The sequence below is a fragment of the Micromonospora rhizosphaerae genome (genome assembly GCF_900091465.1).
Classification (GTDB): domain Bacteria; phylum Actinomycetota; class Actinomycetes; order Mycobacteriales; family Micromonosporaceae; genus Micromonospora; species Micromonospora rhizosphaerae.
On sequence record NZ_FMHV01000002.1, the window covers coordinates 3003877 to 3019511 of the forward strand.

18 protein-coding genes and 1 pseudogene are annotated in these 15635 nt (G+C 73.4%); 8 read left to right on the forward strand and 11 right to left on the reverse strand.

Going from position 1 to position 15635, the window contains the following annotated elements; all coding sequences use genetic code 11:
- The first annotated feature begins 38 nt into the window (after positions 1 to 38).
- Positions 39 to 167, forward strand: a complete 129-nt coding sequence (locus GA0070624_RS36400) for a hypothetical protein (protein WP_281180976.1) — start codon at positions 39 to 41, stop codon at positions 165 to 167.
- Between the two features lie 65 nt (positions 168 to 232).
- Here GA0070624_RS36400 and GA0070624_RS14420 read toward each other — a convergent pair whose 3' ends face one another.
- Positions 233 to 1219 carry a pirin family protein gene (locus GA0070624_RS14420; RefSeq protein WP_091341315.1) on the reverse strand — a complete coding sequence of 329 codons (987 nt, stop codon included), beginning with the start codon at positions 1217 to 1219 and terminating at the stop codon, positions 233 to 235.
- Positions 1220 to 1229: 10 nt separating this feature from the next.
- Entirely contained in the window at positions 1230 to 1712 is a 483-nt protein-coding gene (locus tag GA0070624_RS14425) for a MarR family winged helix-turn-helix transcriptional regulator (protein ID WP_091341317.1), read from the reverse strand.
- Positions 1713 to 1873: 161 nt separating this feature from the next.
- Here GA0070624_RS14425 and GA0070624_RS14430 point away from each other — a divergent pair, with 161 nt between their 5' ends.
- Both GA0070624_RS14430 and GA0070624_RS14435 read left to right on the forward strand, forming a co-directional pair.
- Positions 1874 to 2404: a GNAT family N-acetyltransferase gene (locus GA0070624_RS14430; RefSeq protein ID WP_091341319.1), complete on the forward strand. Its 531-nt coding sequence runs from the start codon at positions 1874 to 1876 to the stop codon at positions 2402 to 2404.
- Between the two features lie 28 nt (positions 2405 to 2432).
- The gene (locus GA0070624_RS14435) at positions 2433 to 3020 is read left to right on the forward strand and encodes a DUF1684 domain-containing protein (protein WP_091341321.1); all 588 of its coding nucleotides are present in this window, start codon (positions 2433 to 2435) and stop codon (positions 3018 to 3020) included.
- 52 nt (positions 3021 to 3072) lie between these two features.
- Here the strand turns inward: GA0070624_RS14435 and GA0070624_RS14440 are convergent, their stop codons facing one another.
- Positions 3073 to 3660, reverse strand: coding sequence for a general stress protein (locus GA0070624_RS14440; RefSeq protein WP_091348842.1), 588 nt, complete (start codon positions 3658 to 3660; stop codon positions 3073 to 3075).
- Between the two features lie 159 nt (positions 3661 to 3819).
- On the opposite strand from GA0070624_RS14440, the gene GA0070624_RS14445 reads away from it, so the two are divergent.
- The 3 genes and pseudogenes from GA0070624_RS14445 to GA0070624_RS14455 all read left to right on the forward strand — a co-directional run bounded on the left by GA0070624_RS14445 (position 3820) and on the right by GA0070624_RS14455 (position 6649).
- A complete protein-coding gene (locus GA0070624_RS14445; protein WP_091341324.1) occupies positions 3820 to 5670 on the forward strand; it encodes a glycoside hydrolase family 15 protein in 1851 nt (616 codons plus the stop codon).
- Positions 5667 to 6115, forward strand: a pseudogene (locus tag GA0070624_RS14450) (SDR family oxidoreductase). Before GA0070624_RS14445 ends, GA0070624_RS14450 begins: the two are co-directional and overlap by 4 nt.
- Positions 6116 to 6148: 33 nt before the next feature.
- Positions 6149 to 6649 carry a metallophosphoesterase family protein gene (locus GA0070624_RS14455; RefSeq protein ID WP_091341327.1) on the forward strand — a complete coding sequence of 167 codons (501 nt, stop codon included), beginning with the start codon at positions 6149 to 6151 and terminating at the stop codon, positions 6647 to 6649.
- Between the two features lies 1 nt (position 6650).
- On the opposite strand, the gene GA0070624_RS14460 is transcribed toward GA0070624_RS14455, so the two are convergent.
- From GA0070624_RS14460 to GA0070624_RS14475, 4 genes are all read right to left on the reverse strand, one after another.
- Positions 6651 to 6866 carry a DUF3072 domain-containing protein gene (locus GA0070624_RS14460; RefSeq protein WP_091348846.1) on the reverse strand — a complete coding sequence of 72 codons (216 nt, stop codon included), beginning with the start codon at positions 6864 to 6866 and terminating at the stop codon, positions 6651 to 6653.
- A 59-nt stretch (positions 6867 to 6925) separates the two neighbouring features.
- Positions 6926 to 8221, reverse strand: coding sequence for a cation:proton antiporter (locus GA0070624_RS14465; protein ID WP_091341330.1), 1296 nt, complete (start codon positions 8219 to 8221; stop codon positions 6926 to 6928).
- A 140-nt stretch (positions 8222 to 8361) separates the two neighbouring features.
- Positions 8362 to 9039 carry an HAD family hydrolase gene (locus tag GA0070624_RS14470; protein ID WP_091341332.1) on the reverse strand — a complete coding sequence of 226 codons (678 nt, stop codon included), beginning with the start codon at positions 9037 to 9039 and terminating at the stop codon, positions 8362 to 8364.
- A 41-nt stretch (positions 9040 to 9080) separates the two neighbouring features.
- The gene (locus GA0070624_RS14475) at positions 9081 to 11216 is read right to left on the reverse strand and encodes a SpoIIE family protein phosphatase (protein ID WP_141715018.1); all 2136 of its coding nucleotides are present in this window, start codon (positions 11214 to 11216) and stop codon (positions 9081 to 9083) included.
- 202 nt (positions 11217 to 11418) lie between these two features.
- Here GA0070624_RS14475 and GA0070624_RS14480 point away from each other — a divergent pair, with 202 nt between their 5' ends.
- Positions 11419 to 12258: a mechanosensitive ion channel family protein gene (locus GA0070624_RS14480; protein WP_091341335.1), complete on the forward strand. Its 840-nt coding sequence runs from the start codon at positions 11419 to 11421 to the stop codon at positions 12256 to 12258.
- A gap of 58 nt (positions 12259 to 12316) precedes the next feature.
- Here GA0070624_RS14480 and GA0070624_RS14485 read toward each other — a convergent pair whose 3' ends face one another.
- Together GA0070624_RS14485 and GA0070624_RS14490 are read right to left on the reverse strand one after the other, a co-directional pair.
- A complete protein-coding gene (locus tag GA0070624_RS14485) occupies positions 12317 to 12679 on the reverse strand; it encodes a DUF6401 family natural product biosynthesis protein (protein WP_091341337.1) in 363 nt (120 codons plus the stop codon).
- 304 nt (positions 12680 to 12983) lie between these two features.
- Positions 12984 to 13196: a hypothetical protein gene (locus tag GA0070624_RS14490; protein ID WP_091341340.1), complete on the reverse strand. Its 213-nt coding sequence runs from the start codon at positions 13194 to 13196 to the stop codon at positions 12984 to 12986.
- 162 nt (positions 13197 to 13358) lie between these two features.
- On the opposite strand from GA0070624_RS14490, the gene GA0070624_RS14495 reads away from it, so the two are divergent.
- Positions 13359 to 14702 (forward strand): MFS transporter, encoded by a 1344-nt coding sequence (locus GA0070624_RS14495; protein ID WP_091341342.1) that lies wholly within the window; start codon positions 13359 to 13361, stop codon positions 14700 to 14702.
- A 58-nt stretch (positions 14703 to 14760) separates the two neighbouring features.
- Here GA0070624_RS14495 and GA0070624_RS14500 read toward each other — a convergent pair whose 3' ends face one another.
- Both GA0070624_RS14500 and GA0070624_RS14505 read right to left on the reverse strand, forming a co-directional pair.
- The gene (locus tag GA0070624_RS14500) at positions 14761 to 15018 is read right to left on the reverse strand and encodes a hypothetical protein (RefSeq protein WP_091341346.1); all 258 of its coding nucleotides are present in this window, start codon (positions 15016 to 15018) and stop codon (positions 14761 to 14763) included.
- 111 nt (positions 15019 to 15129) lie between these two features.
- A complete protein-coding gene (locus tag GA0070624_RS14505; RefSeq protein ID WP_091341347.1) occupies positions 15130 to 15591 on the reverse strand; it encodes an SRPBCC family protein in 462 nt (153 codons plus the stop codon).
- Positions 15592 to 15635: the final 44 nt, after the last annotated feature.

The window sequence follows — 15635 nt, forward strand, 5'->3', positions numbered from 1 at the left end:
AGCCGAACGTGACGAGAGAAAGCCGAGGAGGCCACCCCATGTCCGCCGAGACGACGAACGCCGTGACCGAGTACCGCGAGCAGGCGGTGGAGGGTGAACGGGGTGCGCTCGTGGCGCTGTTGGTGATGGTGATCCTCGGCGTAGCCGGCATATTCGCCGTCTCCTGACCGGACGGGGTGGGCGCTCCGGGGTCAATCCGGGACGCCCACCTCGTACGGGATCATCAGGGGCGTCAGGGACGGGCCCCCTCGCCGCCGGTGTGCGGCAGGCGCCCGGCCGGGATCACGCCGAGCCGGCCGGCCTGGAAGTCCTCGAACGCCTGGATCAGCTCCGCCCGGGTGTTCATCACGAACGGCCCGTAGTGCGCCACCGGCTCCTGGATCGGCTGCCCGCCCATGATGTAGAGCTCCAGGGCCGGGGTGTTGCCGTCCTGCTGGGCGTCCGCGGTCACCCGGAGCGCGTCGCCCGGGCCGTGCACCGCGAGCTGCCCGGTGTGGAACGGCCGCCGGTCGGTGCCGACCGTGCCCCGGCCGGCGAGCACGTACACCAGCGCGTTGAAGTCCGGCCGCCAGGGCAGGCTCAGCTCCGCCCCCGGCTGCAGCGTCACGTGGGTGATGGTGATCGGGGTGTGGGTGGAGCCGGGGCCCCGGTGCCCGGCGACCTCGCCGGCGATCACCCGGATCAGCGCGCCGCCGTCCGGGGTGGTCAGCAGCGCCGACTCCTTGCCGCGGATGTCCTGGTAGCGCGGCGGGTTCATCTTGGCCACCCGGGGCAGGTTGACCCAGAGCTGCAGGCCGTGGAAGAGGCCGCCGCTCATCACCAGGTGCTCCGGCGGCGCCTCGATGTGCAGCAGGCCGCTGCCGGCCGTCATCCACTGGGTGTCGCCGTCGGTGATGGTGCCGCCGCCGCCCTGCGAGTCCTGGTGGTCCATGATCCCGTCGATCATGTAGGTCACGGTCTCGAAGCCGCGGTGCGGGTGCCACGGGGTGCCCTTCGGCTCGCCGGGCGCGTAGTCGACCTCGCCCATCTGGTCGAGGTGGACGAACGGGTCCAGCTCGGTCAGCGGCACCCCGGCGAAGGCCCGGCGGACCGGGAAGCCCTCGCCCTCGTAGCCGCTCGGCGCGGTGGTCAGCCGGCGGACCGGGCGGTAGGTGGTGGACTCGTCCAGCTTCGGCAGGCGAGGCAGGACGAGGACGTCGTCGACGGTGATGGCGGGCATCTCGGGCTCCTTACTTGTCGGCCGGGGTGGACGACGCGTCGCGGGCGGCGCGCAGGCGCCGGCCGAGCCGCTCGAAGACCCGGGTGAGGCAGGCGACCTCGGCGTCGTCGAGGTCATCCATCAGGTTCGTGCGGACGAAGCGCACGTGGTGCGGCGCGGCCTCGCGGAGGGTGAGCAGACCAGCGGCGGTGAGCACCGCCTCGCTGCCGCGCCGGTCCGCCGGGCAGGACTCCTTGGCCACCAGACCGCGCTTCTGCATGGACGAGATCTGGTACGTCAGCCGGCTCGGCGAGAAGACCAGCCGGCTGGCCAGCTCGCCCATCCGCAGCCGCTGCCCGGGCGCCTCGGAGAGCAGCACCAGCACGTGGTAGTCGGCGAAGCTCAGCTCGCTGTCCGCGCGCAGGTCCTCCTCGAGCCGGGTGAACAACCGCTGGCTCGACTCGATGTACGCGCGCCAGCAGGCCAGCCGCTCGGGGCTCAGGCTCTCGGTCATGGCCTTGAGAGTAGCACTATTTCAAATTTAAACAAGCCCCCTCCCGTGCCCGCTGGAGGATGCTCTGTGCCTCGTAGTGCAACCACCATTCCAATTTGAAGGAGCTTGGCTGGCGCTAACCCGCGGGCGTCCGAGGGTCGGGCCGTGCGAGACTCCCGCCCGTGGATCACGTCGAGCTGACCGCCCCCGGCCTGCTGCTGCGCCCATGGCGGGAGGAGGACGCCCCGGCCGTCCTCGCCGCGCTGCGCGAGCCGGCCATCGCGCAATGGAACCCCTCGCCCGGCGGCGTCGACCTGCCCGGAGCGCGCGAGTGGATCCGCCGGCGCGCCGACTGGTCCGCCGACGACCACGTCTCGCTGGCGGTGACCGGGCCGGACGGGAACCCGCTGCTCGGCTCGGTGTCGCTGCACCGCATCCACGACGGGGACGCCTCGATCGGTTACTGGACGGTCGCCGAGGCCCGCGGCCACGGTGTCGCCTCCCGGGCCGTCACCGCGCTCACCAGTTGGGCGTTCGCCCACCTCCGGCTGCACCGGATCGAGCTCTGCCACGCCGTGGCCAACCCGGCCTCCTGCCGGGTCGCCGCCCGGGCCGGCTACCCGGCCGAGGGCACCCTGCGCGAGTCCTACCGCTACGGGGACGGCCGCCGGTACGACGAGCACCTCCACGCCCGCCTGGCCACGGACGCCTGACCGGGGCCGGGGGCTAGGCTCAGGTGCCGTGGACGATCTCGACGTGCTCGACTGGCGGGAACGGGTGGCCCGGCTCTACCTGTCGGACCTGGATCTCGCCGGGTTCCGGGCGGCCCGGGACGAGCTGTTCGCCACCCATCCGCAGAGCCCGGTGCCGCCGGCCGACCGGCCGAGCTTCACCGGGCTGCCCTGGTTCCCGCCGAACCCGGACGCGGTGGTCGAGGCCGAGCTACGGCCCGCCTCGGGCAGCCTGAGCATCGACACCGGCGGGCCCGACGGGGTGGTGAGCTACCGCCGGGTGGCGATCGCCGAGACACCGTGGGGACCGCTGACGCTGTGGTGGATCGAGGCGTACGGCGGCGGGCTGTTCGTGCCGGTGCGCGACGCCACCTGCGGCACGGAGGCCTACGGCGGCGGCCGGTACCTGACCGACACGGTCAAGGGGACCTTCGGCCGGGGGTTGACCGTGCTGCCGGGGCGGCGGGTCCGAATCGACGCCAACTACCTCTACAACCCCAGCTGCGCGTACGACGACCGGTGGGCCTGCCCGCTCGCCCCGCCGGAGAACCGGGTGGCGGTGCCGATCCGGGCCGGGGAGCTGGCGTACCGGGGCTGACACGAGACACCCCGGCGCGGGAGCGCGCCGGGGCGTCGGGCGAATGGTGCGGTCAGCGGGCGGTCGCGCCGGTCGGCGTCAGGTGCATCCGACCGAGCAGCTGCCGGGCCTGATCGGCCAGGTCCGCGTCCACGGTCACCGCGTACTGGCTGGCCCGCAGGGCACTGGCCGAGTTGAAGTCGCGCTGTCCCCCGGTCATCGCGTGCGTCACCGCGCCGAACACGGCACCCCAGATCGCGCCGATCACCAACCCGGCCAGGATCACCGCCACCCAGTTGCCGGCGGTGAAGATGCCGAAGAGCAACCCGATGAAGAGTCCGAACCAGGCACCCGTGCCCGCGCCCATCAGGCCGGCCCGGCCCGTGGTCATCCGGCCCAGCACGGTCTCCACCAGGGTCAGGTTCGTGCCGACGATCGCCGTGCGCTCCACCGGGAACCGGTTGTCGGCCAGGTAGTCCACCACCCGTTGGGCCGCCGGGTAGTCCGGGTATGAGCCGATCGTCACGGTCGGTCGACCGGCCTCCGGTCCGTATCCGTCACCGCCGGGCGCCGCCGGTCGGCCGGCCGGGCCGGACGGGAGGTTTGCGCCGCCCGGCATGCCGGGTCGCCAGGCCGAGGTCGGAGTCGAGGGTCTGGTCATGAGCATCCTCCTTCGTCAACCGCCCGCGTTCCCACCGTCGTCCGCCGGTAACGCATTGCCGGCGCCGGATGCCCGGCGGACGGTCCTGGCCGCCAGGACGTGCGCTCGGCGGATGCCGGCCGCAGGGAATGCCGCCGCGGCAGCCGGGTAGGCATCCGGGTGGACAGCGGACGGATAGGTGAGCACGGCTTCCTGGCCGACGGCAGCAGCGCGGCGCTGGTCGACCGGGCCGGTTCGGTGAACTGGTGGTGCCCGCCGCGCTTCGACGCTCCCGCCGTGTTCGGGCGGCTGCTCGACGACCGTGCGGGGCACTGGACCATCCGCCCGGAGGAGGACGGTTTCACCAGCGAGCGGTCCTATCTGGACGACACGCTCGTGCTGCGTACCGTATTCACCACCCGGACCGGTTCGGTGGCGGTGACCGACGCCTTGGCGCTGGAGCCCGGTGCGCGCGGTCACGAGATTGGCCTGCGCTCACCCCGCGTGCTGGCCCGGCTGGTCGAGGGACTCACCGGTGAGGTTCCGATGCGGGTGGAGTACCAGCCCCGATTCGAGTATGGGCGGGTCCGCGCGTACCTCACCGATTCCGCCGGGGAGATCGCCGCCACCGCCGGCGCCTGCCGGTTGAGCCTGCGCGCCAACGTTCCGATGGACCTCGGCGACGGCGGGGCCACCGGGCGGTTCACCGCTCGCGCCGGGACCAGCCACCATTTCACCTTGGGGCACGCCGAGACCTACGGCGGCGGCCCGCCCGCGGTGCCCGACGCCGACCGGGTGGTGGCCGAGACCGTCGCCGGGTGGCGGTCCTGGGCTGACCTGCATCGTGACCAGTACCGGGGCCTCTACCGGGACCAGGTGCGGCGCAGCGCGTTGGTGGTGCAGGGCATGACCTACCAGCCGAGCGGCGCGATCGTCGCGGCGGCGACCACCTCGCTGCCCGAGGAACTCGGCGGCGACCGCAACTACGACTACCGCTTCGTCTGGGTCCGCGACTTCAGCCTCACCCTCCAGGCGCTCTGGCTGGCCGCCTGCCCCGACGAGGCGAACCGGCAGTTCAGCTGGGTGGCCCGGGCGATGGGCTGGATCGGCGACGAGCCGGTGCCGATCATGTACGGCGTCCAGGGCGAGCGGGACCTCACCGAACACACGCTCGACCACCTTTCCGGGTACGCCGACAGCCGGCCCGTCTTCATCGGGAACGACGCCTGGAAGCAACGGCAGACCGACGTGCTCGGCGAGATCCTCGACGCCGCCTGGCTGATGCGGTACTACCTGGACCCGATGTCGCCCGACGTACGCCAGCTGCTGCACGCCCTCGCCGACCAGGCGGTGCTGAACTGGCGCCGGCCCGACGCCGGGATGTGGGAGGCCCGGGACGTCGAGCGGCACTACCTGTCGTCCAAGGTGCAGTGCTGGACCGCGCTGGACCGGGCGGTCCGCTTCGGCCCCCGGCTCGGGGAGCCGGCCGACGTGGCCCGCTGGGCGGCGGCCCGGGACGAGGTGCGCGCGGCGGTGCTGACCCGCGGCTGGAACGAGCGGCTCGGCGCGTACACCGGGGCCTTCGACTCCGACGAGCTGGACGCCTCGGTCCTGATCATGCCGCTGGTCGGCTTCCTGCCCGCGGACGATCCGCGGATGCGCTCGACGATGGACGTGGTGGAACGGCGGCTCTCCCGGGACGGGCTGTTGCGCCGCTGGAAGGATGATCCGGCTGGCTTCGTCATCTGCTCGTTCTGGCTCGTCGGCTGCCTTGCCGAGGCCGGCGAGGTGGACCGGGCGCGGCGGCTCTTCGAGCAGCTCGCCGCCCGGGTCAACGACCTGGGCCTCTACGCCGAGCAGATCGACCAGGACACCGGAGAACACCTGGGCAACTTCCCGCAGGCCTTCTCCCACATCGGCCTGATCATCGCGGCGGGCCGGCTCACCGAGGCCGTCGAACGGTTCGGCGCCACGTCCGCGCGACACCTCGTGCCGGCCGGTACGGGAGCCACGGAGGGAGCACGCAGATGACCGGACGACTGGCGGGGAAGACCGCCCTGATCACCGGCTCGGACTCGGGCATCGGACAGGCCACCGCCATCGAGTTCGGCCGCGAGGGCGTGATGAACGACGCCGGGGTGGAGAGGTCGCCCGGGCCGGCGGCGCGGACTACGACGCCAGCAAGGGCGCGATGCTCGAGTTCGCCAAGAGCCTCGCCCTGGAGGTGGCGCCGATGCACATGAACGTCAACAACATCGGTCCCGGCATGGTGCTCACCCCGTTCAACCAGCGGGCCATCGACGACCCGGCCTACCTGGCGGAGCAGGTGCAGAGCATCCCCTGGAAGCGGGCCGCGCAGCCGCAGGAGATCGCCAAGGTGGCCGTCTTCCTGGCCAGCGACGACGCCGACTACGTCACCGGGTCGACGTACTTCATCGACGGCGGCCTCATGCAGAACCAGGGGCAGGGCGCCTGAGCCCCGGCCACCACCGGCGGGCAGGATCGGGGGATGCAGCTCGTGATCGCGGCCGACACCCACGTGCCGAAGCGGGCCCGGGATCTGCCCGTACCGCTCTGGGCGGCGATCGACGCCGCCGACGTGGTGCTGCACGCGGGGGACTGGGTGGACGTCACCCTGCTGGACGCGGTGCAGGCGAGGGCCCGCCGGCTGGTCGCCGTGTACGGCAACAACGACGGACCGCCGCTGCGGGCCCGGTTGCCCGAGGTGGCCCGGGTGGAGCTGGACGGACTGCGGGTGGCGGTGGTGCACGAGACCGGTCCGCGTACCCGCCGGGAGGAGCGGTGCGCGGCCCGCTTCCCCGACTGCGACCTGCTGGTCTTCGGGCACTCCCACATCCCGTGGGACAGCGTCGCCCCGAACGGACTGCGGCTGCTCAACCCCGGTTCGCCCACCGACCGGCGGGCGCAGCCGTACGCGACCTACCTGACCGCGCGGGTGGCGGCGGGGCGGCTCGACGAGGTCGAGCTGCACCGCCTGCCGCCGCGCTGAGTCACTGGCCGCGCCCGGTCTCCGCCTGGAGCTCGTCGATCCGCCGGGAGGCCTCCGCCTTGGTCAGGCCCTCCGGCACCTCCTCGCCGGCCTCCCGGGCCAGGGTGTGCAGGTACGACTCCTGGGCGGCGGTCGGTGGCTCCTCGCCGGTCACCCACTCGTCCGGGTCCTTGATGGCGCCCTGCGGGTTGGCGTTGCGGTTGGTGCGGTCGGTCATGGTGATCACCTCTTCTCGAACACCTGTACCAGTACCCGGGTGCCCGCCGGTCATGCCGGTCAGCCCCGGGCGCCGCCCAGGGCGGGTTCGTCCTCGCGCCGCCGCTCCGCCGGATCCTGGGTCCGCTCACCCGCCCGGTCGAGCAGCCGCATGACCGGGGTGGCGGCGATCCCGTGCACCACCACCGACACGATCACCACCAGGCCGACCGTGGCCCAGACCAGGTCCGCCTGCGGGAAGTCGATCGTGCTGGTCGCGTACGCCAGGTAGTAGAAGGAGCCGACGCCGCGGATGCCGAAGAGCGCGATCACCCAGTGCTCGGCCGGTCGACCCGGCGCCCCGCGCAGCGACAGCCAGCCGGACAGCGGCCGGATCACGAAGACCAGGGCCAGCCCGACCAGCGCCGCCGGCCAGGTCAGCGGGGCGAGCAGGCCACCGACCACCGCGCCGCCGAAGAGCAGCAGCAACAGCACGGTGAGCAGCCGCTCGATCTGCTCGGCGAAGTCGTGCAGCACCGAGTGGAACTCGTGGGTGCGTTCCGCCGCCCGGATCGCCCGCGCCGCGACGAAGACGGCCACGAAGCCGTACCCCCCGACCACCTCCACCAGTCCGTACGCCAGGAAGGTGGCGGCCAGCGCGAGGAAGCCCTCGGCGTGCCGGGCCAGCCGCAGGTCGCTGGGGGCCCGGAAGAAGAGCCTGCCGAGCAGCCAGCCGATGAGCAGCCCGCCGCCGACCCCGACCGCGAGCTTGTAGAGCACGTCGACGGTGAACCAGCGCGCCATCCAGTCGGCCGGGGCCAGGCTGGTGGTGGCGATCGCGATGGCCGCGTAGACGAACGGAAAGGCCAGCCCGTCGTTCAGCCCGGCCTCAGAGGTGAGCGCGAAGCGGACCTCGTCCTCGGAATCCTCCACGTCCGTCGGCTCGCCCACCTGCACGTCGGAGGCGAGCACCGGGTCGGTGGGGGCGAGCGCGGCGCCCAGCAGCGCCGCCGCCGCCGGCACCAGCCCGGCCCACCACCAGCCCAGCAGCGTCACCGCCGCGATGCAGAGCGGCATCGCGATCGCCAGCAGCCGCCACGTCGACGACCAGCGGGCCCAGCTCAGCGGTCGGTCGATCTTGAGCCCGGCGCCCATCAGCGCCACAGTCACACCGACCTCGGTGAGATGGGTGGTGACCTCCGGCCAGGCGAGCGGGTCCGGCGTGGGCAGTCCGGTGGGCAGCAGGAAGACCAGCATGCCGAGCCCGAGGAAGGCGATCGGCATGGAGAGCGGCCGGCGCTCCAGCACCCGCGGCAGGATCCCTGCCAGCAGCGCGCCGACCCCCACCAGCGCGAACGCAACATCCACCGGTTCCACGGCACCACCCTTCCCGCCGCCCGGGGTGCGGCCAGGTGGTCAGCAGTGCCCCGTCCCGGAGTCGGGTATGCCTGGCTGTCCGGCTTGTCCCCGTGGGGCCGGTCACTCCGGCGGGCCGCCACCGGGGCGAGGTGGTGTGGTCAGGTCAGGGCGGCGATGGCGCTGTCGGCGAGGCCGTCCAGCAGGGCGGCCGGATCCTCGTAGACCGCGACCGCCCCGGCGCCCGCCAGCTCGCCGCGACTGGTGCCGCCGCAGGTCAGCCCGATGCACGGGATGTCGAGCTTGCCCGCCGCAACGACGTCCCAGACCGAGTCGCCCACGAACACCACCCGGTCCGGCGGGAGCCCGGACTGGTCCAGCGCGGCGACCACGATGTCCGGCGCCGGCTTGCTCTCCTTCGCGTCCGCCGAGGAGGTGACCGTGTCGATGACGTCGTCGGCGTCGAGGGCGGAGCGCAGAGCCGCCACCTCGTGCTCCGACGCGGAGGTGGCGAGCACCACCCGCAGCCCACGTCCGGCGCAGGCGCGGAGCAGCTCGGTGGCCCGGGGCAGGGGCACGAGCCGGTCCCAGTACTCGGCGTAGCGGGTATCGTGCGCGTCCCGCAGCTTGCCGTCGCCGCCCCGTTCCCGTTCCGGGCCGAGCAGGTGGTCGAGGAGCTTGTCGGAGCCCATCCCGATCGACCGGTGGATCCGGGCCATCGGCACCCGGTGGTCGGCCTGGCGCAGCGCCTCCCACCAGCTCACGGTGTGCAGATAGGTGGTGTCGACCAGGGTGCCGTCCACGTCGAAGAGGACGCCGCGGCGGTTGTCGGTAGGCATGGGTCCCGTTCTACCCATCCGGGCCCGCACCGACGCGTGACTCACTCGGCGGGAATCAGGATCTCGAACCAGACGGTCGAGCCGCGCACGGTCGGGTCGGTGCCCCAGGCGTCGCTGAGCTCCTCGATCAGCCCCAGACCCCGACCCCGGCTGCTCAGCGTGTCGGTCTGCGCCCGGGTCACCGTACCCCGGGTGCCCGAGTCGGCCACCGAGACCAGCAACCGCTCCGCGCTGAGGTCGATCTCCACTCGGGCGGCGGTGCCGGCGTGCAGCAGGGCGTTGGTGGTCAGTTCGCTGGTGCAGAGCACGGCGGCGCCGACCACGGCCTCGGCCACCCGCCAGTCGGTGAGCTGGGCGGTCATCCAGTGCCGCACCCGGCTCGGCGCGGTCGGCTCGGCCGGGACCTCCATGCTGGCCGACCGGCTCGGCCGGACCGCGTGCTCCACGGCGAGGACCGCGACATCGTCTTCGGTGGCGCCCGGCACGGCGCCGGTGGCCACCGCGCAGAGCGCGCGGGGGTCGCCGCTGCTCGCGGCGGTCACCGCGATGCTCAGCCCGTCGAGCCCGGCGGTGAGGTCCTGCCAGCGTCGCTCGACCACGCCGTCACTGAAGAGCAGCAGGGTGTCGCCGGGGCGGAACGGCACGGTGGCCGTACGCGGGCGGCAGCCGAGGCCCAGCGGGGCGCCGGCCGGCAGCTCGACGTACTCGGCCGCGGGCTCACCGTCCTCGGGGCAGCGCCGGATCAGCGGCGCGGGATGGCCGGCGCTGGCCAGGGTGATCCGCTCCCGGTGGACGTCGATGACGCCGAACACCACCGTCACGAAGAGCTCGTGCGTCCCGCCCTCGGTGCCGAGGCTGGCCACCAGCCGGTCCAGTCCGGCGAGCACCGCGTCCGGGCGGGGGTCGGTGAGTGCCAGCGCCCGCAGCGCGGCCCGGACCTGCCCCATCCGGGCGGCGGCCTGGACGTCGTGACCGGCCACGTCGCCGAGGACGACGCCCAGCGCGCCGGTGGGCAGCACGAAGGCGTCGTAGAAGTCGCCTCCGGCGGCGTTGCCGTCGACGCCCGGGGCGTACCGGGCGGCGATCCGCAGCCGGGGCAGGTCGGGCAGCTGCTCCGGGAGCATGCTGCGTTGCAGCAGCTGGGCGGTGCCGTGCTGGGTCTCGAACCGGCGGGCCCGCTCGGCGGCCTGACCGACCAGCTCGGCCGCGGCGGCGAGGAGTGCCCGCTCGGCGGCGGGCCAGGTGTGCGGGATCTGGTAGCCGACCTCCAGCCCGCCCCGGATCACCGAGGAGCGCAGCGGCAGCGCGGCCAGCGCGCGGATCTTCTGGTCGTGCCGGTCCACCGCGGTATCCCGCAGCGGCTGGCCGTCGCTGGCGTAGCAGGGCACTCCGCTGCGGGCGGTCACCACGACCGGGGCGGGGGACTCCGCCGGTGCCCGCCGCCACAGCGGCGGCAGCCGCTCGTCGGCCTCGTCGAGCAGCTCGCCGCGGATCCGCCGGACCATCCGCCAGTTGCCGCCCTCGTCGATGGCGAACGACACCCGGTCGGCGTCGAACGAGTTGATCGCGTACTGCAGGGTCACCCGCGCGACGTCGTCCAGGGTGAGGGTGCCGGAGAGGGCCGCGGCGAAATCACTCAGGCTCTGCAGCTGCTGGGTGAGCTGGGTGGTCTGGGCGGCGACGGTGAGCACGCCGATGATCCGGCCGGTGCTGTCCCGCACCGGGGAGTGACCCCGGGTGAACACCGCGGGCTCCGCGGTGCCGCCCAGGTGCTGCTCGACCGGAAGCACGGCTTCCCGCTCGAGGAAGGACTCACCCCGGTACGCGCGCTCGATCACGTCACCGATGCCGGGGTCGGGCCAGATGTCGGCGAACACCTCCGCGGCCGGCCGCCCGAGCGCCTCCGGGTGCCGCGGGCCGATAAGTTCCGCGTACCCGTCGTTGTAGAGCAGCACGAGGTCGTCGCCGTAGAGCAGGGCCATCGGCACCGGCGAGGCGAGGATCAGGTCGGCCACGGCGCGGACTGCCGGGTTCCACCGCTCGGGCGCGCCGAGCGGAGTGCTGGCCCACGGGTGGGCGAGCACGGCGGCGCCGCCGGAGTGCGTGGTGCCCGATTCCGCACGCGCTCCCGGGACGGGAGCTGATGGCGTGGGGACTCGCCCGACCGTGCCTGGCATGACCGCAGCGTAGCCCGAGCCGCCGGGTGGACGTTCCGATCATGCGCGGAGGAGGCCGGCAGACTCGGGTCCGGGCCGATCGATCGGGCCGGTCCAGGGCCGGTTCAGTAGGACATGTCGGAAAATTCGCGGTGTCGGCGCGGCGTGCCCTTGGGACGACCGGGTATGCGGGGTCGCCAGTTCACGCGACAGGAGGGACATCATGCCGAAAACCCTCGCGGTCGGGCAGGCCGATATCGGCACCGCCCTGACCGATATGTGGAGGTCCGTGTTGCTCTTCATCCCGAGGGCCATCGCGTTCATCGCGATCCTGGTGGTCGGTTGGCTTATCGCCCGAGCCGTCCTGAAGATCGTGGACAAGGTGCTGGAACGGGTGAACTTCGATCGGGCGGTCGAACGGGGCGGCATCAAGCGTGCGCTCGAACGCACCAAGTACGACGCCAGCGACATCCTGGCCAAGTTGGCCTACTACGCGGTGCTGCTGTTCACCCTGCAGTTCGCCTTCGGCGTCTGGGGGCCGAATGCGATCAGCGACCTGATCCGGGGCGTCGTCGCCTGGCTGCCGCGGGCCTTCGTGGCGATCGTCATCGTGGTGGTCGCGGCCGCCATCGCGAACGCGGTGCGGGACCTGGTCACCGGCGCGCTGGGCGGGCTCTCGTACGGCAGGATTCTCGGCGACCTGACCGCGGTCTTCATCCTGGCGCTCGGCGTGATCGCGGCGCTGAACCAGGTGGGCATCGCCACGACGGTGACCACGCCGGTGCTGATCGCGGTGCTCGCCACCGTGGCCGGCATCCTGATCGTCGGCCTCGGTGGTGGCCTGGTGCGGCCGATGCAGGACCGTTGGGACCGCTGGCTGGACCGGATGGCCGAGGAGTCCCGGGCGATCCAGGAGCAGCGTCAGGCGCGGGGCGCCGGGCGCAGCGACTACGAGCGGCAGATGGCCGACCGGAGGGCCGCCGCCGAGCGTGCCCAGGCGATGTCCGGCGCGCGGGGCGGGCAGGGCGAGGAGACCCAGCAGTTCCCCCGTCCGGGCGGCTGAGTCGACCGGTGCCAGGGGGAGGGTGTCCGTGGGCTGATCGCGGGCACCCTCCGTCCGGTCAGGCGAGGTGCCGCGGGTCCAGCGAGCGGGCCAGGGCGCAGACCGCCAGCAGGCGAGTGTGCAGCCAGTCCGGCTCGGACCAGTCGGCCGGGCCGGCCGGGGGCTGCCAGCCGTGCTCCAGGGCCGCGGCGCGGACCCCCTCGGCGTACCCGGCGAGCGTCGCCACGGTCAGCGGCCGGCGGTCGCCGTCGAGGCTGTCCCGGACCGCGGCCGCGTGCTGGTCGACCATCGCGAGCAGCCCGGGTCGGGCGGCTGCCGCGGCCAGCCCCGCGGTGCCGACGGAGGCGGTGAGCACGGCGAGGGTGGACCGCGCGGCGCCCGCGGCGGAGCGGGTCGCGGCCCGGTTGTACGGCACACGCATGGGCACCGAGGCTAACGAAGCTTTGACCAGGTACACCTCCGCCGATCGGCTGATTGACGGGTCGTCCGTGCGGTGGCCGATCCCGCCGGGGATTGACTCCCGCCGGGGATTGACTCCGCCGGCGCAGGGCAGAACGGAAACCGTGCGAACGGGCGCAGCGGCGACTGTGGAGGGACGGAATGGGGCAGCACTCGGACGGACCCGACGAGCGGCACCGGCGCCCGGCCGGGGTGAGCGACGACACGGTGGCCGCGCTGGGCAGCCACGGGCGGCCGGGGCACGAGGCGCGCCCCGGCGCCGAGGGCTACTCGGAGGAGCGCGCGTCGGCGGGCCGGCGACGCATGGCGTCGTCGGCGATGATCACTGTGGCCACCATCAGCGCGACGCAGAGGCTGAACAGCCAGGAATCGTCGGAGACGAGTTTCGCGGCGACGGGCGCCTGGACGGCGGCGAGCAGGAAGCCCAGCCAAGCCAGGCGACGCTGACGTGGGGTGAGGAAGCCGGAGCCCTGTTGCATCCCGAAAGTCTTGCGCGGCACCCCGGCATTGCCGTCACCCGTTCGGCCGATTCTGGATGAGCTGTCCGTTTTCTCGGCCGTCCGGACCCCAGTTTTTGTCGTTTCAGAGGAGTCATCCGCCGGCGTCGGCCGTCCGCATCGGGTAAGGCAGGATGGTCGATCGTGTCCACCGCCGCCGCCCCGCCCCGTCCGTCCCTGCTCCTGCTCGCCTACCTCGCCTTCGTCAGCCTCGGCCTGCCCGACGGGCTGATCGGCGTCGGGTGGCCGTCGATCCGGGCCGACCTCGACGTGCCCACCGAGGCGGTCGGCGTGGTGCTCACCGCGGGCACCGTGGGCTACCTCACCTCGAGCGTGCTCGCCGGGTTCACCCTGGCCCGGCTCGGCGTCGGCTGGCTGCTCGCCGGCAGCACCCTGCTGGCCAGCCTGGCCCTCACCGGGTATGCGTTGACCCCCGCGCTCGCCCTGATGACCGGGTGCGCACTGCTGCTCGGTCTCGGCTCGGGGGCGATCGACTCGGGGCTCAACGCGTACGCCGCCGGGGCCTTCGGCCCGCGGCACATGAACTGGATGCATGCGTTCTTCGGCCTCGGCGTGGCGATCGGTCCGCTGATCATGACCGGGGCGCTCAGCGCCGGCCTGGCCTGGCGCTGGGGATACGGGATCGTCGCCGCGGCACAGCTTGCCCTGGCGGCCGCGTTCGCGCTCACCGTCCGGGCCTGGCGGGAACGGGGACCGGCGGTGCCGCGCGGCGTTGAGGTCGTCGCCGAGGCGCTCGTGCCGTCCGCCCGTCCGGAGTCGCCGGCTGGCGATCCCGGCCATGCGCCGGTGGCGAAGGCCAGCGAGCCCGTCCCGGTCGGGGCGGCCGTGCCGGACCGCGGCCCGGCCGCGGAGGTGCCGGACGCGCCCCCGGTGTCGCGGCCGGTGCGGATCGCGGAGACTCTGCGATTGCCGGCCGTCTGGCTCGGCGCGGTCGCCTTCGCGGTCTACGTGGCGATCGAGGTGGCCACCGGGCTCTGGGCGTTCCTGCTGCTGACCGAGGGGCGGGGGCTCGCTGCGGCGGTCGCCGGAGTCTGCGTCTCCGGCTACTGGGGCAGCCTGTTCGTGGGTCGGGTGGTGCAGGGGGTGGTCGCCGAACGGCTGGGTACCTCGCTCGTGCTGCGGGGGAGCCTGTTCGGGATGGCCGCGGGCGCGCTGCTGATCGCCCTGCCCGCGCCGGCCTGGGTGGCGGTGGCCGGGCTGCTGGTGGTCGGCTTCGCCGCGGCACCGGTCTTCCCGCTGCTGACCCTCACCACGGCGGAACGGGTCGGCGGGGCGCACGCCGACCGGACCATCGGCCTGCAGATCGGCGCGGCCGGGCTGGGCGGCGCGCTGGTCCCGGCCGGGATCGGGGTGTTGCTCGGGCGTACGTCGGTGGAGGCGCTCGGCTCGGCGCTGCTCGTGCTGGCGGTGGCGCTGATCGTCCTGCACGCCGCCTGGTCGCGGCGGCCCGCTCCGATCGCCCACTGACGCTCCTTCGGAGCTCAGCGACCGCCGCACGGCGAGGGGCGCCGGAGCCCCCGGCCCCTCAGACGTCCGGGCCGGTCCGTCCGGTCGTGGAGGGCCGGTACGCCCGCTCCGAGTCGGTCATCTCCCGCCGCTCCACGTCCCCCGCGCCGCGGTCCACCGCCTCCGGCCCGTGCCCGAATCCGGCCTCGGCTCCGGCGTCACCGCCGGTGACGTCGTCGGCCTGCCCGTCGGGGGTCGACCGGGCGACGGCCCGGTCCAGCTCCCGCAAGGGGATCCGTTCCTCGTCGCGCCACACGCCGCTGTCGTTGTCCGTCATGGTTTTGCCGTACCCGTGGGCGGTGATCGCAAACGGCCACCGCCGGACACGGCGATGGCCGCCGGTTCGCCGGCGGCCATCGGAGAGGTCACGTGCGGGGGTCAGCGGGGGTCACGGCTGCGGCCGGTCGACCCTGCCGCGCCAGGCGCCGGTCTCCTGACCGCGCCGCTCGATGAACTGCTTGAACCGTTCCAGGTCGCCCTTGGCCCGCCGGTCGACCACGCCCAGCTTGTCGCCGGCCCGCTCGACCACGCCGCGCGGCTCGAGCTCCATCTGCAGAGTCACCCGGGTGTTGTCCTCGTCGAGGCGGTGGAAGGTCACCACGCCGGCCTGCCGGGTGCCGTCGGTGGAACGCCAGGCGACCCGCTCGTCCGGTAGCTGCTCGGTGATCTCGGCGTCGAACTCGCGCTTCACCCCGGCGATCTCGACGGTCCAGTGGGTCATCGTGTCGGAGAGCTGTCGGACCTCCTGGACACCCTCCATGAAGTGCGGGAACTCCTCGAACTGGGTCCACTGGTCGTAGGCGGTCCGGATCGGGACGGAGACGTCCACGTGCTCCATAACGCCACTCATGAAGATTCCTCCTCTGTCCGCCGGCGACTCTTCGGATCCTGGGG